We start from the raw sequence: 16,246 nt of genomic DNA on the forward strand, positions 1-16,246 counted from the left end.
TCCTCCCCCATTGTGCAATATTCCCCACTGCTGCCTCCCGTAGGAGTCTGGACCGTGTCTCAGTTCCAGTGTGGCTGATCATCCTCTCAAACCAGCTAGGGATCGTCGCCTTGGTGAGCCATTACCTCACCAACTAGCTAATCCCACCTGGGCTAATCTTAGCGCGAGAGGCCCGAAGGTCCCCCTCTTTGGTCCGAAGACGTTATGCGGTATTAGCTATCGTTTCCAATAGTTATCCCCCACACTAAGGCATATTCCCAGGCATTACTCACCCGTCCGCCGCTCGCCGCCCAACAAATCATCCGAAGACTCAATGTTGTCGCTGCCGCTCGACTTGCATGTGTTAGGCCTGCCGCCAGCGTTCAATCTGAGCCATGATCAAACTCTTCAATTAGAATTTTTGTGGTCTCTCGACCGGCTCAACGAATACTGATTGAACATCAATAACTAGAAGCTAGTCATGACATTCGAATTGACTGTGCCGATATAGCTCCTCTTTATAAAAGAGAAAGTATTTCGTATTGGTCACTCAGTTCATTGATAAATCTTTTGACTTAACTTTCTCACGAGTGCCCACACAGATTGCATGGTCAAATTATTAAAGAACAAACTGATTGGTTAGCGGCTTAAGTTGCCGTGCTCCGTGTCAGTGAGGTCGCATTATAGGGAGCATTTAGAATGAAGCAATAGGTTTTACTCCATTTCCTGACAAAAATAGACCGAACGTCTAGAAACCATACAAAGCGTATCTTTTTGCACAATAAAAACACAGGAGCACTACTCTCGCAGTGCTCCTGTGTTTTTATTGTGCGTACTCTTAAGCTACTTGATTATTGACCTGCCTGGGCTTTTTCCGTTTACGGTCACGAGGATGTGTAATTGGAATCGCTGATAATAGTGTTTTGGTGTATTCAGCCTGAGGGTCATTATAAATATCCGAGGCCTGGCCCAACTCGACGATTTTACCAAAGTACATCACGGCTACCCGATCGGAGATATGTTTAACAACTGACAAATCATGGGAGATAAAAATGATCGCTAAATCCATCTCTTTCTGCAGCTGTAATAACAAGTTTAAGATCTGAGCTTGTACAGAAACGTCTAACGCAGACACCGACTCATCACAAATCAAAAGTTTCGGCTTCAGTGCAATAGCTCGCGCAATACCAATACGCTGTCTTTGCCCGCCAGAAAACTCATGGGGGTATCGGTTTGCCGCAGCACTCGGTAAACCGACTTTTTCTAATAGTTCAGCTACCCAGCGTGTTCGTTGCTGTGCCGTACCTATTTTATGAATAATAAAAGGCTCTTCCAAAATCATGCCAATGGTGTGTCGTTGATTCAATGACTCCATTGGATCCTGAAAAACGATTTGAATATCTTTTCTTAAAGGCCGCATCTGCTTCGTTGTAAAATCAGTGATGTCCTTTCCTTCAAAGAATATTTTACCTTCTGTTGGCTCGTACAGTTTCAATATGGTTCGGCCTAACGTACTTTTGCCGCACCCTGATTCTCCCACTAAGCCTAACGTTTCACCTTGAGCAACAGAAAAAGACACACCATCAACAGCTTTGACTGTATAGCCTTTTTTGAAAATGCCTTTGCCAGACACAAAGTGCTGCTTAAGGTTTTCTATCCTTAATACTTCTGTCATCACTTCCTCTTTAAGTAACCCCACGATGTGAACCTGTTAACCTTTAAATTCAGGAAACAATGCAGTATCAATTGGCTTAATTTCAATTGGCTGTTTAGGTTCTTTATCAAGGCTTGGCATGAGTCCCATTAAACGCTCCGTATAGGGGTGTTGGGGGTGATCAAATAAATTGTAGATATCTGCATACTCCACAACCTTGCCGCCATACATCACGGCAACATCATCACAAATTTCAGCAACAACCCCCAAATCATGGGTGATGAAGATCATTGCCATGCCCGTTTCCTGCTGTAACTCATTCATTAACGCCAAAATCGACGCCTGAACGGTCACATCCAATGCCGTTGTTGGTTCATCACATATAAGTATGTCTGGCTTACATGCTAACGCCATCGCAATCATGACTCGTTGTCGCATTCCCCCAGACAAGTTGTGCGGGTACTCATTGAGCCGTTTATCTGGCAGGGGGATTTTTACTTTTTTCAGCATCTCCAGTGAGTAAGCGTCCCTCTCTAGCTTAGTTAAATCTGGCCGATGGAGTTCAAGCACTTCATTCAACTGCTTTCCCACCGTGTGCACTGGGTTTAACGCCGTCATCGGATCTTGAAAAATTACCGAGATACGGTTTCCACGCATGCCATACATTTCATTGGCAGGTAACGTAACAAGATCAGTGCCTCTATAAAGAATTTGCCCATTGGTAATACATCCATAAGGCTTGGGTAACAATCCCATGATCGACATTGCGGTAACACTTTTACCGCACCCTGATTCACCAACGATCCCTAATGTTCGGCCTTTGTAAACATCAAAGCTCACTCCATGAAGAATTTTTACCACGCCTTCATCGGTGGTAAATTCCGTTTCTAAGTCTCTAACACTTAAAATAACCTCATCCGTCATTTATGCCTCCTGCTTATCTATAACTTGTAGGTGTCATCAATCACGGTAACAGGCTTAAAGCTTTGCCCTTTCTTTATCGCTGCTTTGGTCTCTTTCAATACCTGCTTATCAATCCAGAATGTCGATAAATCAGTTGCAGAGAACATTGCCTGTGTTTTCTTCGTCATGGCTGGTGTTGGATATTTAAGCCAGCGCCAGTGCGCCTCTCGGGTATACGGCACCATATAACCAGGAACAATTAAAAACTCCTCCGATACGATTTTCTGAATCTGATGAGAAATAGCCTGTTTTTTAGGTACATCAAACTCTTCTGTATATCGTTCGATCAGCTTATCCATGTTGGGAGAGCTGTAGTTCATGTGATTATTCGTTTGTGGCTTAGCATTTACCGAATGCAGGTATTCCCAATAAGCAGGTAACTCCCCTCCCCCCATAGTAAGGAAGGCTAATTCATGCTTTTTCTCGAGGATGTACTTAAACGCTGATGAGCCATCAATTAAATTGAGGGTAAAGTCGAGTCCAGCTTTTTTTGCTTGCTCTTTTAAATAAGCAACGCGAGGAGTGTGGGGTTGATTACTATATGTAATCGCAAAGCTTAAACGTTCACCTTTACTATTTACTCTGATCCCATCGGAACCAACTTGTTCAAAGCCCGCCTTCACGAAGTAGCTCACGGCTAATTCTGGATCAAACACGGGGGCTTGGTTGTCTATGCGATCATAATCACCATGACCAAAGCCCATTCCGTGAGGCTTTCGTACATAGTCACCACGCAGTACCTTTTTGATCATGCCATCAAAGTCAGTCGCATAGGTCACACCAGCCCTAACATTCCGATCCATTAATAGCGGTGTCGCCGTATTCATCCAAAGTCCGCCCGCACCTTGAACAACTTGATTATAACCCCAGAATTTATTGATGTAGCCCTGCTTGTAAGGTTTAGTGTTGGCCTTTTCATGCCATAAGCTCGGCAATACCAAACCAAACGTATCCAAATCACCTTTTTCAAAATGCTTTCGCGCAATATCATTATCTCGAATCACCTTGATCCGAACTTTCTCTACATTATAACGATTTTGGTAATAACGATTGCTGTATCCCCACCAGTTTTGCCCAACATGTTTGAAGGTTACGCTTTTACCCTTCTTTATCTTGTCCATATAATAAGCTGACGTTGTTGGCTCTGCTTTGAAGTTATATTTGCGAACGAAGTTATCATCAATACCATCGTTGTTTTCGTCTTTTGACGGTTTAAAGAAATGCTCAGGCCGAGGCTGCAGGCCGTTGCTCGGTAAGTTGAACATCACCATCAATTCATCGTTACTTTTGGCAACTTTTGATGTGATCGCAATAGTATAATCATCAAACTTTACAACCTGCTCAATCAGGTTTATAAAAAAATCGTTATACCAAGGATCAATGATGTCTTTAGAGCGATAATATTTGAGCATAAATAAATAATCATCAGCGGTCACCTTCTCACCATCAGACCACTTTGCCGCTTTATTCAGTTTGAAATAAACCGTTTTATTATCGTCACCAAACGCCCATGAATCGGCTAACTGCGGGATCCACTTGCCCGTATTTGGGTGCCTTGCGGCTAACTTTGGCACACCATCCATCAAATATGCCCGTAAGCCTGAATTTGCATCGGGGCCAACACTGCGTAATGTTTGAGGAAAACTCATCATATGTGTACGTAATGTGCCACCAAATTTCGCCTCTTTTGAAGCAAACAGTGGTTCATTTAAATTTGACTCCCACTCTAGCCCTGAGGGTAACGAAGTAGCCAAAGTCTCAGCACTGAATACGGCGACCATTGCCAATGTCGGGAACATCAATTTTTTATTCATTATTCACTTCCTTGTTACTGCGATGCTGAAAGAGCTAATTAGATATATCGAGTGAATTTCTTGGGATCAAAAGCGGCGCGAATCGCTTCACCAATAAAAGTAACCATTACTAAGACTAGTACAATCGAGGTCACGACTGATGTGACGATCCAAGGCGAATCAAGATTCGATTTACCTTGTTGTAGCAACTCGCCCCAACTCGGGGTTGGTGGCATTAACCCTAGCCCTAAATAATCTAGCGCTGTTAAGGCTGTAATATTGGCTGCAATTGTAAAAGGGGCAAGAGTGACAATCATAACCATGGTATTTGGGAGTATATGCTTAAATAAAATACGAGCTGTTGATGCGCCGATTGCTTTTGCGGCCATAACGTACTCTCTCGCACTTTCTTTATAGGTCATGGTTCGCATGTACCATGTCATTCCCATCCAGCCAAAAAGGACATTGATCCCAACAAATAGAGTGAAAGTCGGTTGAATAATCGAAACCAAAATCATAATGACATATAAAAATGGCACCATTGACCAAACCTCGATCAACCGCTGAACAAATAAATCAAACTTCCCACCAAAGAAGCCCATCGCACAGCCAACAGCGGTCCCAATAGCGTAAGAGATTGCCATTGTTAATAGCGCAAATCCCATAGCCGTTCGAAAGCCATAAACAAGCCGAGCTAAAATATCACGCCCAATAATATCGGTGCCTAAATAGTGTTTATTATCAATACTCGGCGCATTCGGCGGATAATCACCGCTGAAGTCTTGCTCATAAGGATTCCAAGGCACTAATGGCATTATCACGAAATTGTCACTATCTCGTTCAAAGGACACTTTTAACTCTCGGTAATTCGCTTCACTGCTAGAACCGAGACCAAATTCATGTCCAAACCGTACATCACTGAAAACAGGGAAAGAATAACTCCCATTATATTTCACGACTAATGCCTTACTATTAATAAGTAATTCGGCAACTAATGAAAGTAGCAACAACGTCGTCAAAATCAAAAAAGACCAATAACCTCGTTTAATTTCTTTAAAGCGTTTTATTTTCTTCAGTGTTAATGGATTTATAGTGAACATGTTACGCTCCAAATTTCACGCGGGGATCAACTAATGCCACGCAAATATCCGACAGGATATTACCGATTAACAACATGATGGCGTTGATGGCAACAATACCCATTACAACAGGGTAATCACGTTCCATAATTGACTCATAACCTAATAGCCCTATCCCATCGATATTAAAAATAACCTCAATCAAAAATGCACCGGTCATAAAAAATAATAAAGAGTTACCAAAATGGCTAGCAATGGGAATTAAACTATTTCTTAAGGCATGCTTACGGACCGCTTGCTTAAATGGCAGCCCTTTCGCGATCGCTGTACGAATATAGTCAGAGGAAAGGTTTTCCATCAGATTATTTTTCATCGTCATGGTCAAGGTGGCAAAATCACCAATCAAATAACAAATAAGCGGTAGAACCGCATGCCACATAAGGTCTTTTACTTGTTCAGAAACGGTTTCATAATCATCAAAGTCATCCCCGACAAATCCTCCCATCGGAAACCACTCTAAGTGGTAACTGAATAGCGTAATCATTAGCACCCCTACCACATAACCTGGTAAGGCGTAGCCGACAAAAATAAGGATAGAGGAGCCAGAGTCAAACACTGAACCATGCTTAATGGCTTTATAATAACCAAGGGGAATAGAGATAAAGTAACTAATAAAAAACGTCATCCCACCATAAAACAGAGAGACTGGCAGTCGCTCTGCAATCATGTCAGATACGGGTTCGTAATAACGTGTTGATTCACCAAAGTCAAAGACCACCAGCTTACTGAGCCATTCGACATAAGCTTCAAATACTGGCTTATCAAGACCATAAAAAGCATTTAGATCGGCAATTTGATCCTCAGATAACGCCGTATTCCCTCCTGCAGACGTCATCGCAGCGGCACCGTCACCTTGAGCCTGCATATTTGCAAGCATCCTCTCAACAGGCCCTCCTGGCACAAACCGAGTTATGGCAAAAATTAGGATTGTGATCCCTATAAACGTTGGAATGACCAATGCCATTCGACGTAAAAAATATGACAGCATGTATTCACTCACTCCATGTCTATTCGTAATACTCCATGAGGCTGGCAAAAAGACTCACCTATTAAAGAATAGCTAATCATTTCAGCAGTTACTCATTACGAACACTTATTCACCCTGAACAATCTCGTGTTATGCATGTCGAATAACGACACCACTTATTTCTTATAACTCCACATGTACAGTTAAATCTTCCTTCCATCAAGTAAGCTTAACTATTTTGACCCATTTTTGTCACATTTATCCCATAGGTAATTTTTCACGTTAAAAAAACATTAAAATCTGAAACCGTTCACTTTAAAAGAACATTTTATAAATCACCGACAACTATCTAACTCCAACGTCAATCGCATTTTATTTAATAAATAATCACAATTAAGTATTCCATATTGAAATATATTTTCAGCCAAGCCATCTCAAAAAAGGACTGAATGATATAATCAATGAATACCAAATTAGAATATGAAGAATAAAAATACAAAACCCACCATTCAATATTAAAAACCATATAAACACTAACATTCAGATCATTAAACCTGTATTCCACCCTTACCCAATATATAGCTGCAACATCCACTAACAAATAAAACACAACCACTTTTTGATATTTAAATTCAAAATATTTACATAAGTCAATATAAAAACCCGACATTTATACAATTCCAGTTATATATATTATTTTAGTTATTTTCACATCCATCATTCACCCATTTGACTTCAACTTTTTGCTTCGTGTATATCTTGCGACTCACCGTTAACAAAAAGTTAATGGTTATTTCGAAAATTAAGTACCTCTCGAAATGAAAAGCAGGAAGAATAATAAATGGAGCAGCAAGGATGAATAAAAAGACAACAGCCCTATCGGTGGCTATTAGTCTCGCTCTGGGGGGATTATTAGCAACCCCTATCGCGCAGGCCGAAGAGCAACAAGTTGAAAAACTGCAGAAGATGAAAGTAACGGGTTCGCGTATTTCACGAGTTGAAATGGAAGGTGCCGAGCCTGTCCAAGTATTGTCATCTGAATATATCGAAAATACCGGCCTTGTCTCTTTAGGCGATATCCTCAATCAAATCCCAGCTATAGCAGGAACGGTACAAAGCACCTCAATGAATAACGGCAGTAATGGTGCTGCGACAGTCAACCTGCGCGGTCTTACCGCAGAACGTACCCTTGTTCTGGTTAATGGCCGTCGAATGGTTAACGGTGGTACAGGCGCAGATGCAGCAGTCGACCTCAATATGATCCCAACCGCCATGGTTGAGCGTATTGAAATTCTTAAAGACGGCGCTTCATCGGTTTATGGATCTGATGCTGTCGCTGGTGTGGTTAATATCATTACCAAACAAAGCTACGAAGGCTTTGAAGTTGGCGTTAAAACCGGACAAACCTCTAAAGGCGATGGCCAAGTAACAGAAGTCACCATGCTAACCGGCGTTTCTAGTGACCGTGGTAGCCTAATGTTCTCGGCAGGTTACACCGAAGAAAAGAAAATCCAAGGCAGTGATCGTGGCTTTGCCAATACAGACTTAAATCACGATGGATTTGGTGGCAGCTCTGTTGGCGGCAGCTCTGCTACTCCTTGGGGCTACTACGATGGCCAAACATTTGGCCCTGAGGGCGGCAATGCCCTACGTCCATTTAACCCAGAAACCGATCTTTATAACTACGCACCAGACAATTACCTCAAGCGCCCAGCAGAGCGTTTTTATTTGAGTGCCAACGGTAATTACCTCGTTGCCGAAAATGATTACTTGGGTCCAGTTACTGCCTCATTCGAAGCACTTTATGCCAACTCGAAGTCGGATTATCTATTAGCCGCAGAACCTATGTTTGGTGCATTCACTCCTGGCTTTAACCCAATTTCTGCCGACAACGAATATAACCCGACAGGCGAAGACATTGTTGACTGGCGCCGTCGAATGGTTGAAACCGGTGGACGCAACCGAGCGTTTGAATCTGATACTGCACGCATCGTATTCGCGCTGGATGGTGAATTTTCTAATGGCTGGGTATGGGATACCAGTTTTAACTGGGGTAAAACCAAAACGGTACAGCAAGAGAACAATGTCTTCATGAAAGACCGGGTGAACAATGCACTCGGGCCTTCATCAAATGGACAATGTCTAGATGCTGGTGGTAACGTTATTCCTGGCTGTGTGCCAATGGATATCTTCGGCACCATTAGTCAAGAGGCGCTGGATTACACTACCTTTACTCGCCAAGATACTGGATTCAACCAACAACAAGTCATTGACTTCAATGTAACGGGTGATGTTCTTGATTATGAAATGGGAACAATTGCCTTCGCCGCTGGTTACCAAACCCGCACCGAAAAAGGCGAAAGTCAGCCTGACGCCCTTGTAGTATCAGGTAATGCCAGTGGTAACGCCCTGTCTGCAACATCGGGGACTTACTCGGTAGATTCACTCTATGGCGAGCTATTAATTCCTCTTCTTTCAGATGTTCAGTTTGCCGAATATTTAGAAGCCAAAGTTTCTGCTCGCTACGATGACTACTCGTCGTTTGGTAGTAACACCTCTATGGGCTATAGCCTACTATACCAACCATTCGACGATTTAATGTTGCGTGGTACTTACTCAGAGGTGTTTAAGGCTCCATCTATTGGCCAGCTTTACGGTGGGCAGCAGGAGAGCTTCGATAATTTGACCGACTCATCAGGGCAAGATACATCCGGCCGAGATCAGTTCCCGGTTCAATACGGCTCGAATGAAGACCTAAAGCCAGAGCAAGGCCATACCGCATCAGTTGGCTTTGTTTACTCACCTTCCTTTGTCGACAACCTATCAATGACAGTTGATTACTGGCAAATCGAGCTTGAAGACCTGATAGATAACGTTGATCCACAGTTCATGCTCGATCAGTGTGAAGCCACTGGCGAATATTGTGACAGTATCACCCGTTTTGACAATGGCAATATTCAGTCGATTGATGCGCGCTATACCAACCTTGGCGGCTTGAAAACCGACGGCATCGACTTCAACGTTCGCTACCGCTATGACTTTGACGAGTTAACCTTCAGAGCGAATTGGGAAAACACCTATCTACTGAAATACGAAGTCGAACAACCTGACGGTACCGTTATCGACTACGCGGGTAAGTTTATCAGTGATCAGATCGGCCACTTTGCCCAGTACCGCTCAACATTAAACCTTGGTTTATCGCAAGAACTTTGGACGGCCAACTGGACTACACGCCTTATTGACAGCGTAACCTACGAACTACCAGGGGTTGATCAAGACCAATATGAATTCAATGTTCCAACCGTGGTTTATCACGATATCACGGGTTCATATCTTGTGAACGACAATATCAAGCTATCTTTGGGCATCAACAACCTATTCGATAAAGAGCCACCGTTGATGCTAGATACTCTTGCAGCAAATACGGACTCAACCACCTATGACGTAGCAGGGCGTTTCTACTACGCCAATGTCAACGTCAAATTCTAATAACAATCAGGCGCGAGTTCAGCTCGCGCCCTTTTCTGACTGACTAACACTTTGACAAGGATGTAACTATGACGTTAAAGGACTTTGGCGTAAGTGCAATCACTGCCGCCATACTCACTCTCAGCGCACCAGCCTTTGCGGCCAATACGGGCTCGGTCGTTGCAAACCAGAGCAAAGCAGACAAGTCTGCCGCAGCCTCACAGACTAAAATCGATACATACGCAGATGACACCGAAGCAATGCTAGCGGAATACAAAGGCCTGTTGCGCCAAATCGACAGCATGAACGTGTATAACACGCAAATTAGTCGAATGGTCGACTCCCAGCAAGGTGAACTGGATTCACTGAATCGTCAAATAGCGCAAATCGATCAAACCGCAATGGAAGTGGTTCCACTGACACTAAAAATGATTGATGCCTTAGACGAGTTTGTGGTGCTTGATTTGCCGTTTCAATCTCAAGAGCGCGTACTACGGATCAATGAATTACGAGAATTAATGGACCGCGCCGATGTCACCACATCAGAAAAATTCCGTAAAGTAATGGAAGCCTATCAGATAGAAGAAGGCTTCTCCCGTTCGATTGAATCTTACAAAGCCAGCCTTGAGCGTAACGGTGAAACCGTTACCTACGACTTCCTACGCATTGGCCGTACCGCCCTACTTTATCAATCACCCGATGGTGGTGAAACTGGGATGTGGAATCAACAAACTCGCCAATGGGAAACCCTGCCACAAAGCTACCGTATTGCCGTCCAGCAAGGTCTGCGTATCGCCAAGAAACAAGCACCACCATCACTGATCAAACTACCTGTTTTTGCCGGGGAGGAAGAATAATGAACGGATTCAAATCACTGGCAGCAGCCTTAGTTGCAGGGCTACTGTTAGCTAGCCCCGCACAAGCCGAAACGCCAACATCACTGGCTGAGTTATTAAAATCGGTAAAATCTAATAGCATTGTTGAATCAAAAGAAAGCAAGCTTCGAGAAGCTGAGTTCCGTATCGACCGCAACGACCAAGCCGCGCTACTGAAACAAGCCAAGGCAGAATTGTTAGCAGAGACTCAGCGTGGCGATAAGCTCAAAGCAACCTTTGATAGCAACGATAAAGAGCTCACCGTATTAACGGAAACCCTACGCCAACGCTCTGGTACGCTAGGTGAAATGTTTGGTGTTGTTCGCCAGTATGCAGGGGAATTTAAAGGGCTGTTTGCTGCCTCGCAAAATGCGGTTCAGTTTCCTGAGCGAAATGCGTTACTCACCAAGCTTGCCGAAAGCAAGGAGCTACCTTCAACCCTAGAGCTAGAGGCCTTCTGGCACACTATTCTACAACAAGTAGTTGTTTCTGGTGACACCACCACCACCCCAGCAACGGTCGTTTACGGCGAAGGTAAAGAAGCCGTTCAAGACGTTACCCTGATCGGTGAATTCAATGCCATTTCAGACGGTAAATACATCACCTATGTACCGCAAACCGGAAAATTTGAAGAGCTATCACGCCAGCCAAGCAAGAACATCATGCGTAACGTGCCTGGATTTGAAAGTGCAAACAATAGCTATGAGCCATTATTTATCGACCCTTCTCGCGGCGTTATTCTGTCTCTGCTGGTACAAAGTCCAACCGTACAAGAACGTGTAGATCAAGGTGGTTTAGTTGGTTACGTAATATTAGGTATGGGTGCGATAGGCGCAATTATTGCTCTCTTTTGCTACTTCCGTCTAACAATCATTAGCCGCAAGATGAATAAACAAGCCAAATCTGAAAGCGTTATCAATGGCAACCCTTTAGGTGAAATTATGGAGGCTTACCTTGGACACAGCGGTAATAACCTTGAAGATCTTGAAGCCAAATTTGATGAAGTGATCTTACGTAATGCACCTCGCATTGAACGCTTTGTTGGCTCTATTAAACTCTTTGCCTCGGTCGCCCCATTACTTGGTCTACTCGGTACAGTCATGGGAATGATCGGTACTTTCCAAGCCATTACTCTATTCGGTACTGGCGATCCCAAACTGATGGCTGGCGGCATTTCTGAAGCGCTGGTGACCACCATGCTTGGTCTTGTTGTCGCTATTCCATTGCTATTCTTCTATACCCTTGTCCATAGCAAGAGCCGTCGCTTAGTACAAACACTGGAAGAGCAAAGTGCAGGCTTTATCGCCCGCTATCAGGAAAAGCTGCATTCTGCCGACAGCTAAGGAGGCACTATGTGGTGGTTAATTGAAGAAGTGGAATCCATCCGACGATTTCTCGGCATGGGCGGCGATGTATTAATGGCGCTCTTCGTGCTTAGCCTGATGCTCTGGACTGTATTGCTTGAACGCTGGTTTTACTTTGCCGCAGTGCTGCCGCGGTCAATAAAAAAAGCGGAGGCTAAATGGGCTGCCCGCTCAGAGCACCAAAGCTGGAACGCCAAAATGATCCGCCAAGAGATAGTCTCGATCCAAGACATCGAAAATAAACGTGGATTACCCGTTATCAAAGTGCTTATCGCGTTGTGCCCGCTATTGGGGTTACTCGGCACGGTGGTGGGAATGATTCAGGTATTCGATATTTTGGCAATCATCGGAACAGGAAGCCCCCGAGCAATGGCTTCGGGAATATCAAAGGCAACAATCCCAACGCTTGCTGGCATGGTCGCATCATTATCAGGGCTATTTTTCAGCTCACGGCTCGACCATCTAGCTAAAGTCTCCACGCAAAAGCTGGAAGACACATTAAAGCATTTTGCCTAAGTAAACGGAATTTAGAGGTATAAGTCATGAAAAGACGCTATAGCAGCGAAAGCAGTGACGAAGCAGCCATCGATATGACACCGATGCTCGACATCGTGTTCATTATGTTGATCTTCTTTATTGTCACAACCTCCTTTGTTAAAGAAGCCGGTATTGATGTCAATCGCCCAAGCGCCAACACTGCGCAGACCGTGAAAAAAGGAAACATCATGGTTGCGGTAGGCGCCGCCGGGGATGTATGGGTTGATAAACGTCGAATCGAAGTGGATGCCGTGCGCGCGAATATTGAACGCCTACGCGCAGAGAGCCCAGACGGTGCTGTTGTGATCCAAGCTGACGAAGAGGCCAAATCCGGTATCGTCGTGAAAGTCATGGACCAGATAAGAATGGCGGGTGTACAAAGCATCTCCATCGCCGCAACGAATAAGGATTAAGCTTATGCGGTATCTGGCCTCATTAGCACTGGCGCTCGTTGTCTCCCTTGGGTTGTTCTGGGGGATGGACAAGCTCGTTAATAAAGAGCGTCACGAGCTAACGTCGAATGATGACCTGAGAATGGTTGATTTCATTCGCGTTAAATCAGAAGAAAAAGTACAGGAGAAAAAACGCGAGCTACCCAAGCCGCCGCCACCGAAAAAGCCACCACCGCCGCCTGAAATGAAGATCACCTCAACGGTGAAACCAGTGATGGAGCAAATCCCGATGGATATGCCCAAGCTGGATCTTCCGGTAAATGTAACCGGCGGCTCAGTACTTGGTCATTATAGCCAAGGTGGCGGGGCGAAGTTAGCCGGAAATGGCGGCCCCGTTCCTCTGGCAACTTTCCAGCCGCAAATGCCGCGTAAAGCAGCCCGAGCAGGTATTGAAAGTGGCGTGGTATTACTCGAATTTACAGTCAATGCCCGTGGTGCGGTCGAAGATGTAAAAGTCTTAAAAGAAGATCCCCGCCGTTTAGGTCTTGGAAAAGCGGCCAGAAAAACGGTATCCAAATGGACATTCAAACCCAAGCAGGTTGATGGAAAGCCTGTAAGCGCACGTTTGTCTCAGGAAATTGAGTTCTCAATCAACTAAGGAGTCACAATGCAGAAATACTATCAACATTTGCTGGCTTCATTATTCTTGCTAGTCGGAGCCCTTGCGGCTCCGGCCGTGGCCAAGAGCAGCCCTGAACTCAGTGACCGCACCTTTCGAACCGTTAATAAAGTACAGGAGTTAATCGCGACAGAACGCTACAACGACGCCATAGAGAAACTAAGCGATGCACTAGAGGGAACCAAGGCCAAGAAATATGACCGCGCTGTACTGCTACAGCAAATGGGTTTTTTATATTCATTGCGTGATAATTACTCGAAAGCAGCAGAGTACTTTGCAAAGTCACTAGCCCTTGACGCGCTTCCAGTGCCCGTTGCACAGCAAGTTCGCTATAGCTTGGCCCAGTTGTATTTAGCCGAAGAGCAGTTTAAGCAATCGGTTAATACCATGAAGCACTGGTTTGAAGTGGTAGAAACAACGGAGGAGAAACCACAAGCCCATGCCTACATCACGTTGGCCAGCGCCTATGTTCAATTGGAAGACTATAAAAGTGCCATCTCACCGGTGAAACAAGCAATCGCAATGAGCCCATCACCCAGTGAATCATGGTACTTACTGTTGATGGCATCGCATTACGAGTTGAAGCAGTTTAAAAGCGTCGCGGGGGTGCTAAAAACACTAACCAATAAGTATCCGAAAAAGAAGCGTTACTGGATGCAGCTTTCTGGTGTTTATATGGAGCTGAACCAAGAGCGAAATTCGTTAGCAACCTTAGAGGCAGCCTACAAGCTCGATCTCTTAGAGAGTGAAAAAGAAATACTGCGTTTAGTGAATTTCCAGGCCTACCGTGGGATCCCTTATCGCGCAGCGAAAACACTGCAAGCTGAAATGGATACAGGCCGTGTCACTCAATCAAAAGAAAATATTGAGCGACTAGCAAGCTTTTGGCAGCAAGCAAAAGAAATTGATAGTGCTATTTTGGCGTACCAACACGCTTTCGAGCTTGAGCAAACGACAAAAGCGCAACTGAAAATTACCCGTTTGATGTTACAAGCCCAGCAATACCAACAAGCAACTGTATTTACACAACAGGTTGTCGCTAATGCCACTTTGGATGATAAAGCTGAATTGGCCTACCTGAGAGGTATGGCCTACTTTGAGCTTGAACAACCAAGTCGTGCTTTGCAAGCGATGCAGTCCGCTGCGAAATCAAAAGAAATGAAATCTGCAGCCATACCGTGGATAACATTTCTAAAAGATCAAAGCTAACCTTTCAACCAATTACCAGTGATCTGTGTGTGAGTCAGTCACACTCTTTTGGGAAGCTTTTGCACTGCATTAGCTTCCCGTTTTTTATCTCTAATCGATATGTTTACTTACTCGCTATCTCGATTTTATCCGTATCCGGTTGCTCTATCCGTGGCTGAGCAACATAGATAGGATCTGCCGAGCGAGGTATCAAGGCGTCATTCATCACTTGTTGATGGGATTGCTGTAGCGACATCACGACCTGGTGACGATTTTTTGCATTTAACGACTCAACAACAGCGCGCTTTTGTTCGGCCATTACAACGTTAAGATCATCATGCCACCGTACATCACTCTTCTCATCGGCGTGTGCATAAGCGGTACTTATCGTCGAAAACAGCACCAAACAACCAGCAGCTATTGTATTCATGTCTCTCTCCTTACATTCCCAGTATTAGAAACTGAAATATTGCAGTTTACATGCCAAACCTTAAGCCACTGAAACAAAAGGGAAATAAAGGGGGGCATTTATGAAGAAAACATGCAGTGGTGAATATATAGTCATATTATGGCGTAATTCGCCAATGTTTAGCCCATAAAAAAGGCCGCCTCAGCGACCTTCTTATATAGCAACGTCACCGTGCAGTTAGCGTGCTGCCAACCATGTCGGTACATCTGCTACGCTATCAAGTACAACGGTTGCGATACTCTCACCCGTTTCAGTTACTGGCTTACCCGTACGAACCAAAATTTTAGTCCCTACTTCTGCCGCTGCAGCCGCTTCCATATCATCAGCTTTATCGCCAATCATCACCGAGTTCGCCATGTCGATTTTCAAGAAATCACGGGCTGAAATAAACATTCCCGGCTTTGGTTTGCGACAATCACAGTCTTGCAGGTAATCACCCTTGCCTTCCGTTGGGTGATGCGGGCAATAATAAATACCGTCGAACTCAACACCGTTATCGACAAAGTTCCAGTCCATCCACTCAGTCAGGGTTAGAAAGTCATCTTCGGTATACATGCCTCGAGCGATCCCAGCTTGGTTGGTCACCAGAACAAGCATATACCCCATCGCCTTTAGCTGTTTGCAGGCATCAAAGACACCTTCAACATACTCGAAGTCATCCACGGTATGTACGTAACCATGATCAACATTAATCACACCATCACGATCGATAAAAACTGCTGGTTTAGCCAAGCGTCAGCCCTCTGTCTAGCTGTATTGTAGTCGTCAAATTATGACAT

General features: G+C 44.4%; 14 protein-coding genes and 1 rRNA gene. 7 read left to right on the forward strand and 8 right to left on the reverse strand.

Annotated features, from left to right (window positions below):
* From L4D09_RS19135 to L4D09_RS19160, 6 genes are all read right to left on the reverse strand, one after another.
* Window positions 1-394 (reverse strand): 16S ribosomal RNA (locus tag L4D09_RS19135); the annotation flags it as partial.
* Window positions 395-817: 423 nt separating this feature from the next.
* A complete protein-coding gene (locus tag L4D09_RS19140) occupies window positions 818-1,657 on the reverse strand; it encodes an ABC transporter ATP-binding protein (protein WP_428459176.1) in 840 nt (279 codons plus the stop codon).
* 33 nt (window positions 1,658-1,690) lie between these two features.
* Entirely contained in the window at window positions 1,691-2,557 is an 867-nt protein-coding gene (locus tag L4D09_RS19145) for an ABC transporter ATP-binding protein (protein WP_428459126.1), read from the reverse strand.
* A gap of 17 nt (window positions 2,558-2,574) precedes the next feature.
* Complete coding sequence (locus L4D09_RS19150; RefSeq protein ID WP_428459127.1) at window positions 2,575-4,410, reverse strand: extracellular solute-binding protein; 1,836 nt, start codon at window positions 4,408-4,410, stop codon at window positions 2,575-2,577.
* Window positions 4,411-4,448: 38 nt separating this feature from the next.
* Window positions 4,449-5,489 (reverse strand): ABC transporter permease, encoded by a 1,041-nt coding sequence (locus tag L4D09_RS19155; RefSeq protein ID WP_428459128.1) that lies wholly within the window; start codon window positions 5,487-5,489, stop codon window positions 4,449-4,451.
* A gap of 1 nt (window position 5,490) precedes the next feature.
* Window positions 5,491-6,516, reverse strand: coding sequence for an ABC transporter permease subunit (locus tag L4D09_RS19160; RefSeq protein ID WP_428459129.1), 1,026 nt, complete (start codon window positions 6,514-6,516; stop codon window positions 5,491-5,493).
* Window positions 6,517-7,350: 834 nt separating this feature from the next.
* Here L4D09_RS19160 and L4D09_RS19165 point away from each other — a divergent pair.
* The 7 genes from L4D09_RS19165 (at window position 7,351) to L4D09_RS19195 (ending at window position 15,019) form a co-directional block, all read left to right on the forward strand.
* Complete coding sequence (locus L4D09_RS19165; RefSeq protein ID WP_428459130.1) at window positions 7,351-9,984, forward strand: TonB-dependent receptor; 2,634 nt, start codon at window positions 7,351-7,353, stop codon at window positions 9,982-9,984.
* Between the two features lie 68 nt (window positions 9,985-10,052).
* The gene (locus tag L4D09_RS19170; RefSeq protein WP_428459131.1) at window positions 10,053-10,820 is read left to right on the forward strand and encodes a DUF3450 domain-containing protein; all 768 of its coding nucleotides are present in this window, start codon (window positions 10,053-10,055) and stop codon (window positions 10,818-10,820) included.
* The gene (locus tag L4D09_RS19175) at window positions 10,820-12,181 is read left to right on the forward strand and encodes a MotA/TolQ/ExbB proton channel family protein (RefSeq protein WP_428459132.1); all 1,362 of its coding nucleotides are present in this window, start codon (window positions 10,820-10,822) and stop codon (window positions 12,179-12,181) included. Before L4D09_RS19170 ends, L4D09_RS19175 begins: the two co-directional genes overlap by 1 nt.
* Window positions 12,182-12,190: 9 nt before the next feature.
* Entirely contained in the window at window positions 12,191-12,718 is a 528-nt protein-coding gene (locus L4D09_RS19180) for a MotA/TolQ/ExbB proton channel family protein (protein WP_428459133.1), read from the forward strand.
* A gap of 26 nt (window positions 12,719-12,744) precedes the next feature.
* Window positions 12,745-13,152: an ExbD/TolR family protein gene (locus L4D09_RS19185; RefSeq protein WP_428459134.1), complete on the forward strand. Its 408-nt coding sequence runs from the start codon at window positions 12,745-12,747 to the stop codon at window positions 13,150-13,152.
* A gap of 4 nt (window positions 13,153-13,156) precedes the next feature.
* The gene (locus tag L4D09_RS19190) at window positions 13,157-13,789 is read left to right on the forward strand and encodes an energy transducer TonB (RefSeq protein WP_428459135.1); all 633 of its coding nucleotides are present in this window, start codon (window positions 13,157-13,159) and stop codon (window positions 13,787-13,789) included.
* Between the two features lie 9 nt (window positions 13,790-13,798).
* The gene (locus L4D09_RS19195; protein ID WP_428459136.1) at window positions 13,799-15,019 is read left to right on the forward strand and encodes a tetratricopeptide repeat protein; all 1,221 of its coding nucleotides are present in this window, start codon (window positions 13,799-13,801) and stop codon (window positions 15,017-15,019) included.
* 103 nt (window positions 15,020-15,122) lie between these two features.
* Here the strand turns inward: L4D09_RS19195 and L4D09_RS19200 are convergent, their stop codons facing one another.
* Both L4D09_RS19200 and gmhB read right to left on the reverse strand, forming a co-directional pair.
* The gene (locus tag L4D09_RS19200) at window positions 15,123-15,428 is read right to left on the reverse strand and encodes a hypothetical protein (protein WP_428459137.1); all 306 of its coding nucleotides are present in this window, start codon (window positions 15,426-15,428) and stop codon (window positions 15,123-15,125) included.
* Between the two features lie 216 nt (window positions 15,429-15,644).
* Window positions 15,645-16,199 (reverse strand): D-glycero-beta-D-manno-heptose 1,7-bisphosphate 7-phosphatase, encoded by a 555-nt coding sequence (gene gmhB, locus L4D09_RS19205; protein ID WP_428459138.1) that lies wholly within the window; start codon window positions 16,197-16,199, stop codon window positions 15,645-15,647.
* Window positions 16,200-16,246: the final 47 nt, after the last annotated feature.

It is taken from the genome of Photobacterium makurazakiensis (assembly GCF_050336715.1).
Classification (GTDB): Bacteria; Pseudomonadota; Gammaproteobacteria; order Enterobacterales; family Vibrionaceae; genus Photobacterium; species Photobacterium makurazakiensis.

Bases quoted from the DNA above. Each gene is read 5' to 3' on its own strand.
- L4D09_RS19150 (WP_428459127.1), bottom strand. From the start codon at position 4,410: ATGAATAAAAAATTGATGTTCCCGACATTGGCAATGGTCGCCGTATTC.
- L4D09_RS19190 (WP_428459135.1), top strand. From the start codon at position 13,157: ATGCGGTATCTGGCCTCATTAGCACTGGCGCTCGTTGTCTCCCTTGGG.
- L4D09_RS19160 (WP_428459129.1), bottom strand. From the start codon at position 6,516: ATGCTGTCATATTTTTTACGTCGAATGGCATTGGTCATTCCAACGTTT.
- L4D09_RS19200 (WP_428459137.1), bottom strand. From the start codon at position 15,428: ATGAATACAATAGCTGCTGGTTGTTTGGTGCTGTTTTCGACGATAAGT.
- L4D09_RS19145 (WP_428459126.1), bottom strand. From the start codon at position 2,557: ATGACGGATGAGGTTATTTTAAGTGTTAGAGACTTAGAAACGGAATTT.
- L4D09_RS19155 (WP_428459128.1), bottom strand. From the start codon at position 5,489: ATGTTCACTATAAATCCATTAACACTGAAGAAAATAAAACGCTTTAAA.
- L4D09_RS19175 (WP_428459132.1), top strand. From the start codon at position 10,820: ATGAACGGATTCAAATCACTGGCAGCAGCCTTAGTTGCAGGGCTACTG.
- L4D09_RS19195 (WP_428459136.1), top strand. From the start codon at position 13,799: ATGCAGAAATACTATCAACATTTGCTGGCTTCATTATTCTTGCTAGTC.
- L4D09_RS19165 (WP_428459130.1), top strand. From the start codon at position 7,351: ATGAATAAAAAGACAACAGCCCTATCGGTGGCTATTAGTCTCGCTCTG.
- L4D09_RS19170 (WP_428459131.1), top strand. From the start codon at position 10,053: ATGACGTTAAAGGACTTTGGCGTAAGTGCAATCACTGCCGCCATACTC.
- L4D09_RS19180 (WP_428459133.1), top strand. From the start codon at position 12,191: ATGTGGTGGTTAATTGAAGAAGTGGAATCCATCCGACGATTTCTCGGC.
- L4D09_RS19185 (WP_428459134.1), top strand. From the start codon at position 12,745: ATGAAAAGACGCTATAGCAGCGAAAGCAGTGACGAAGCAGCCATCGAT.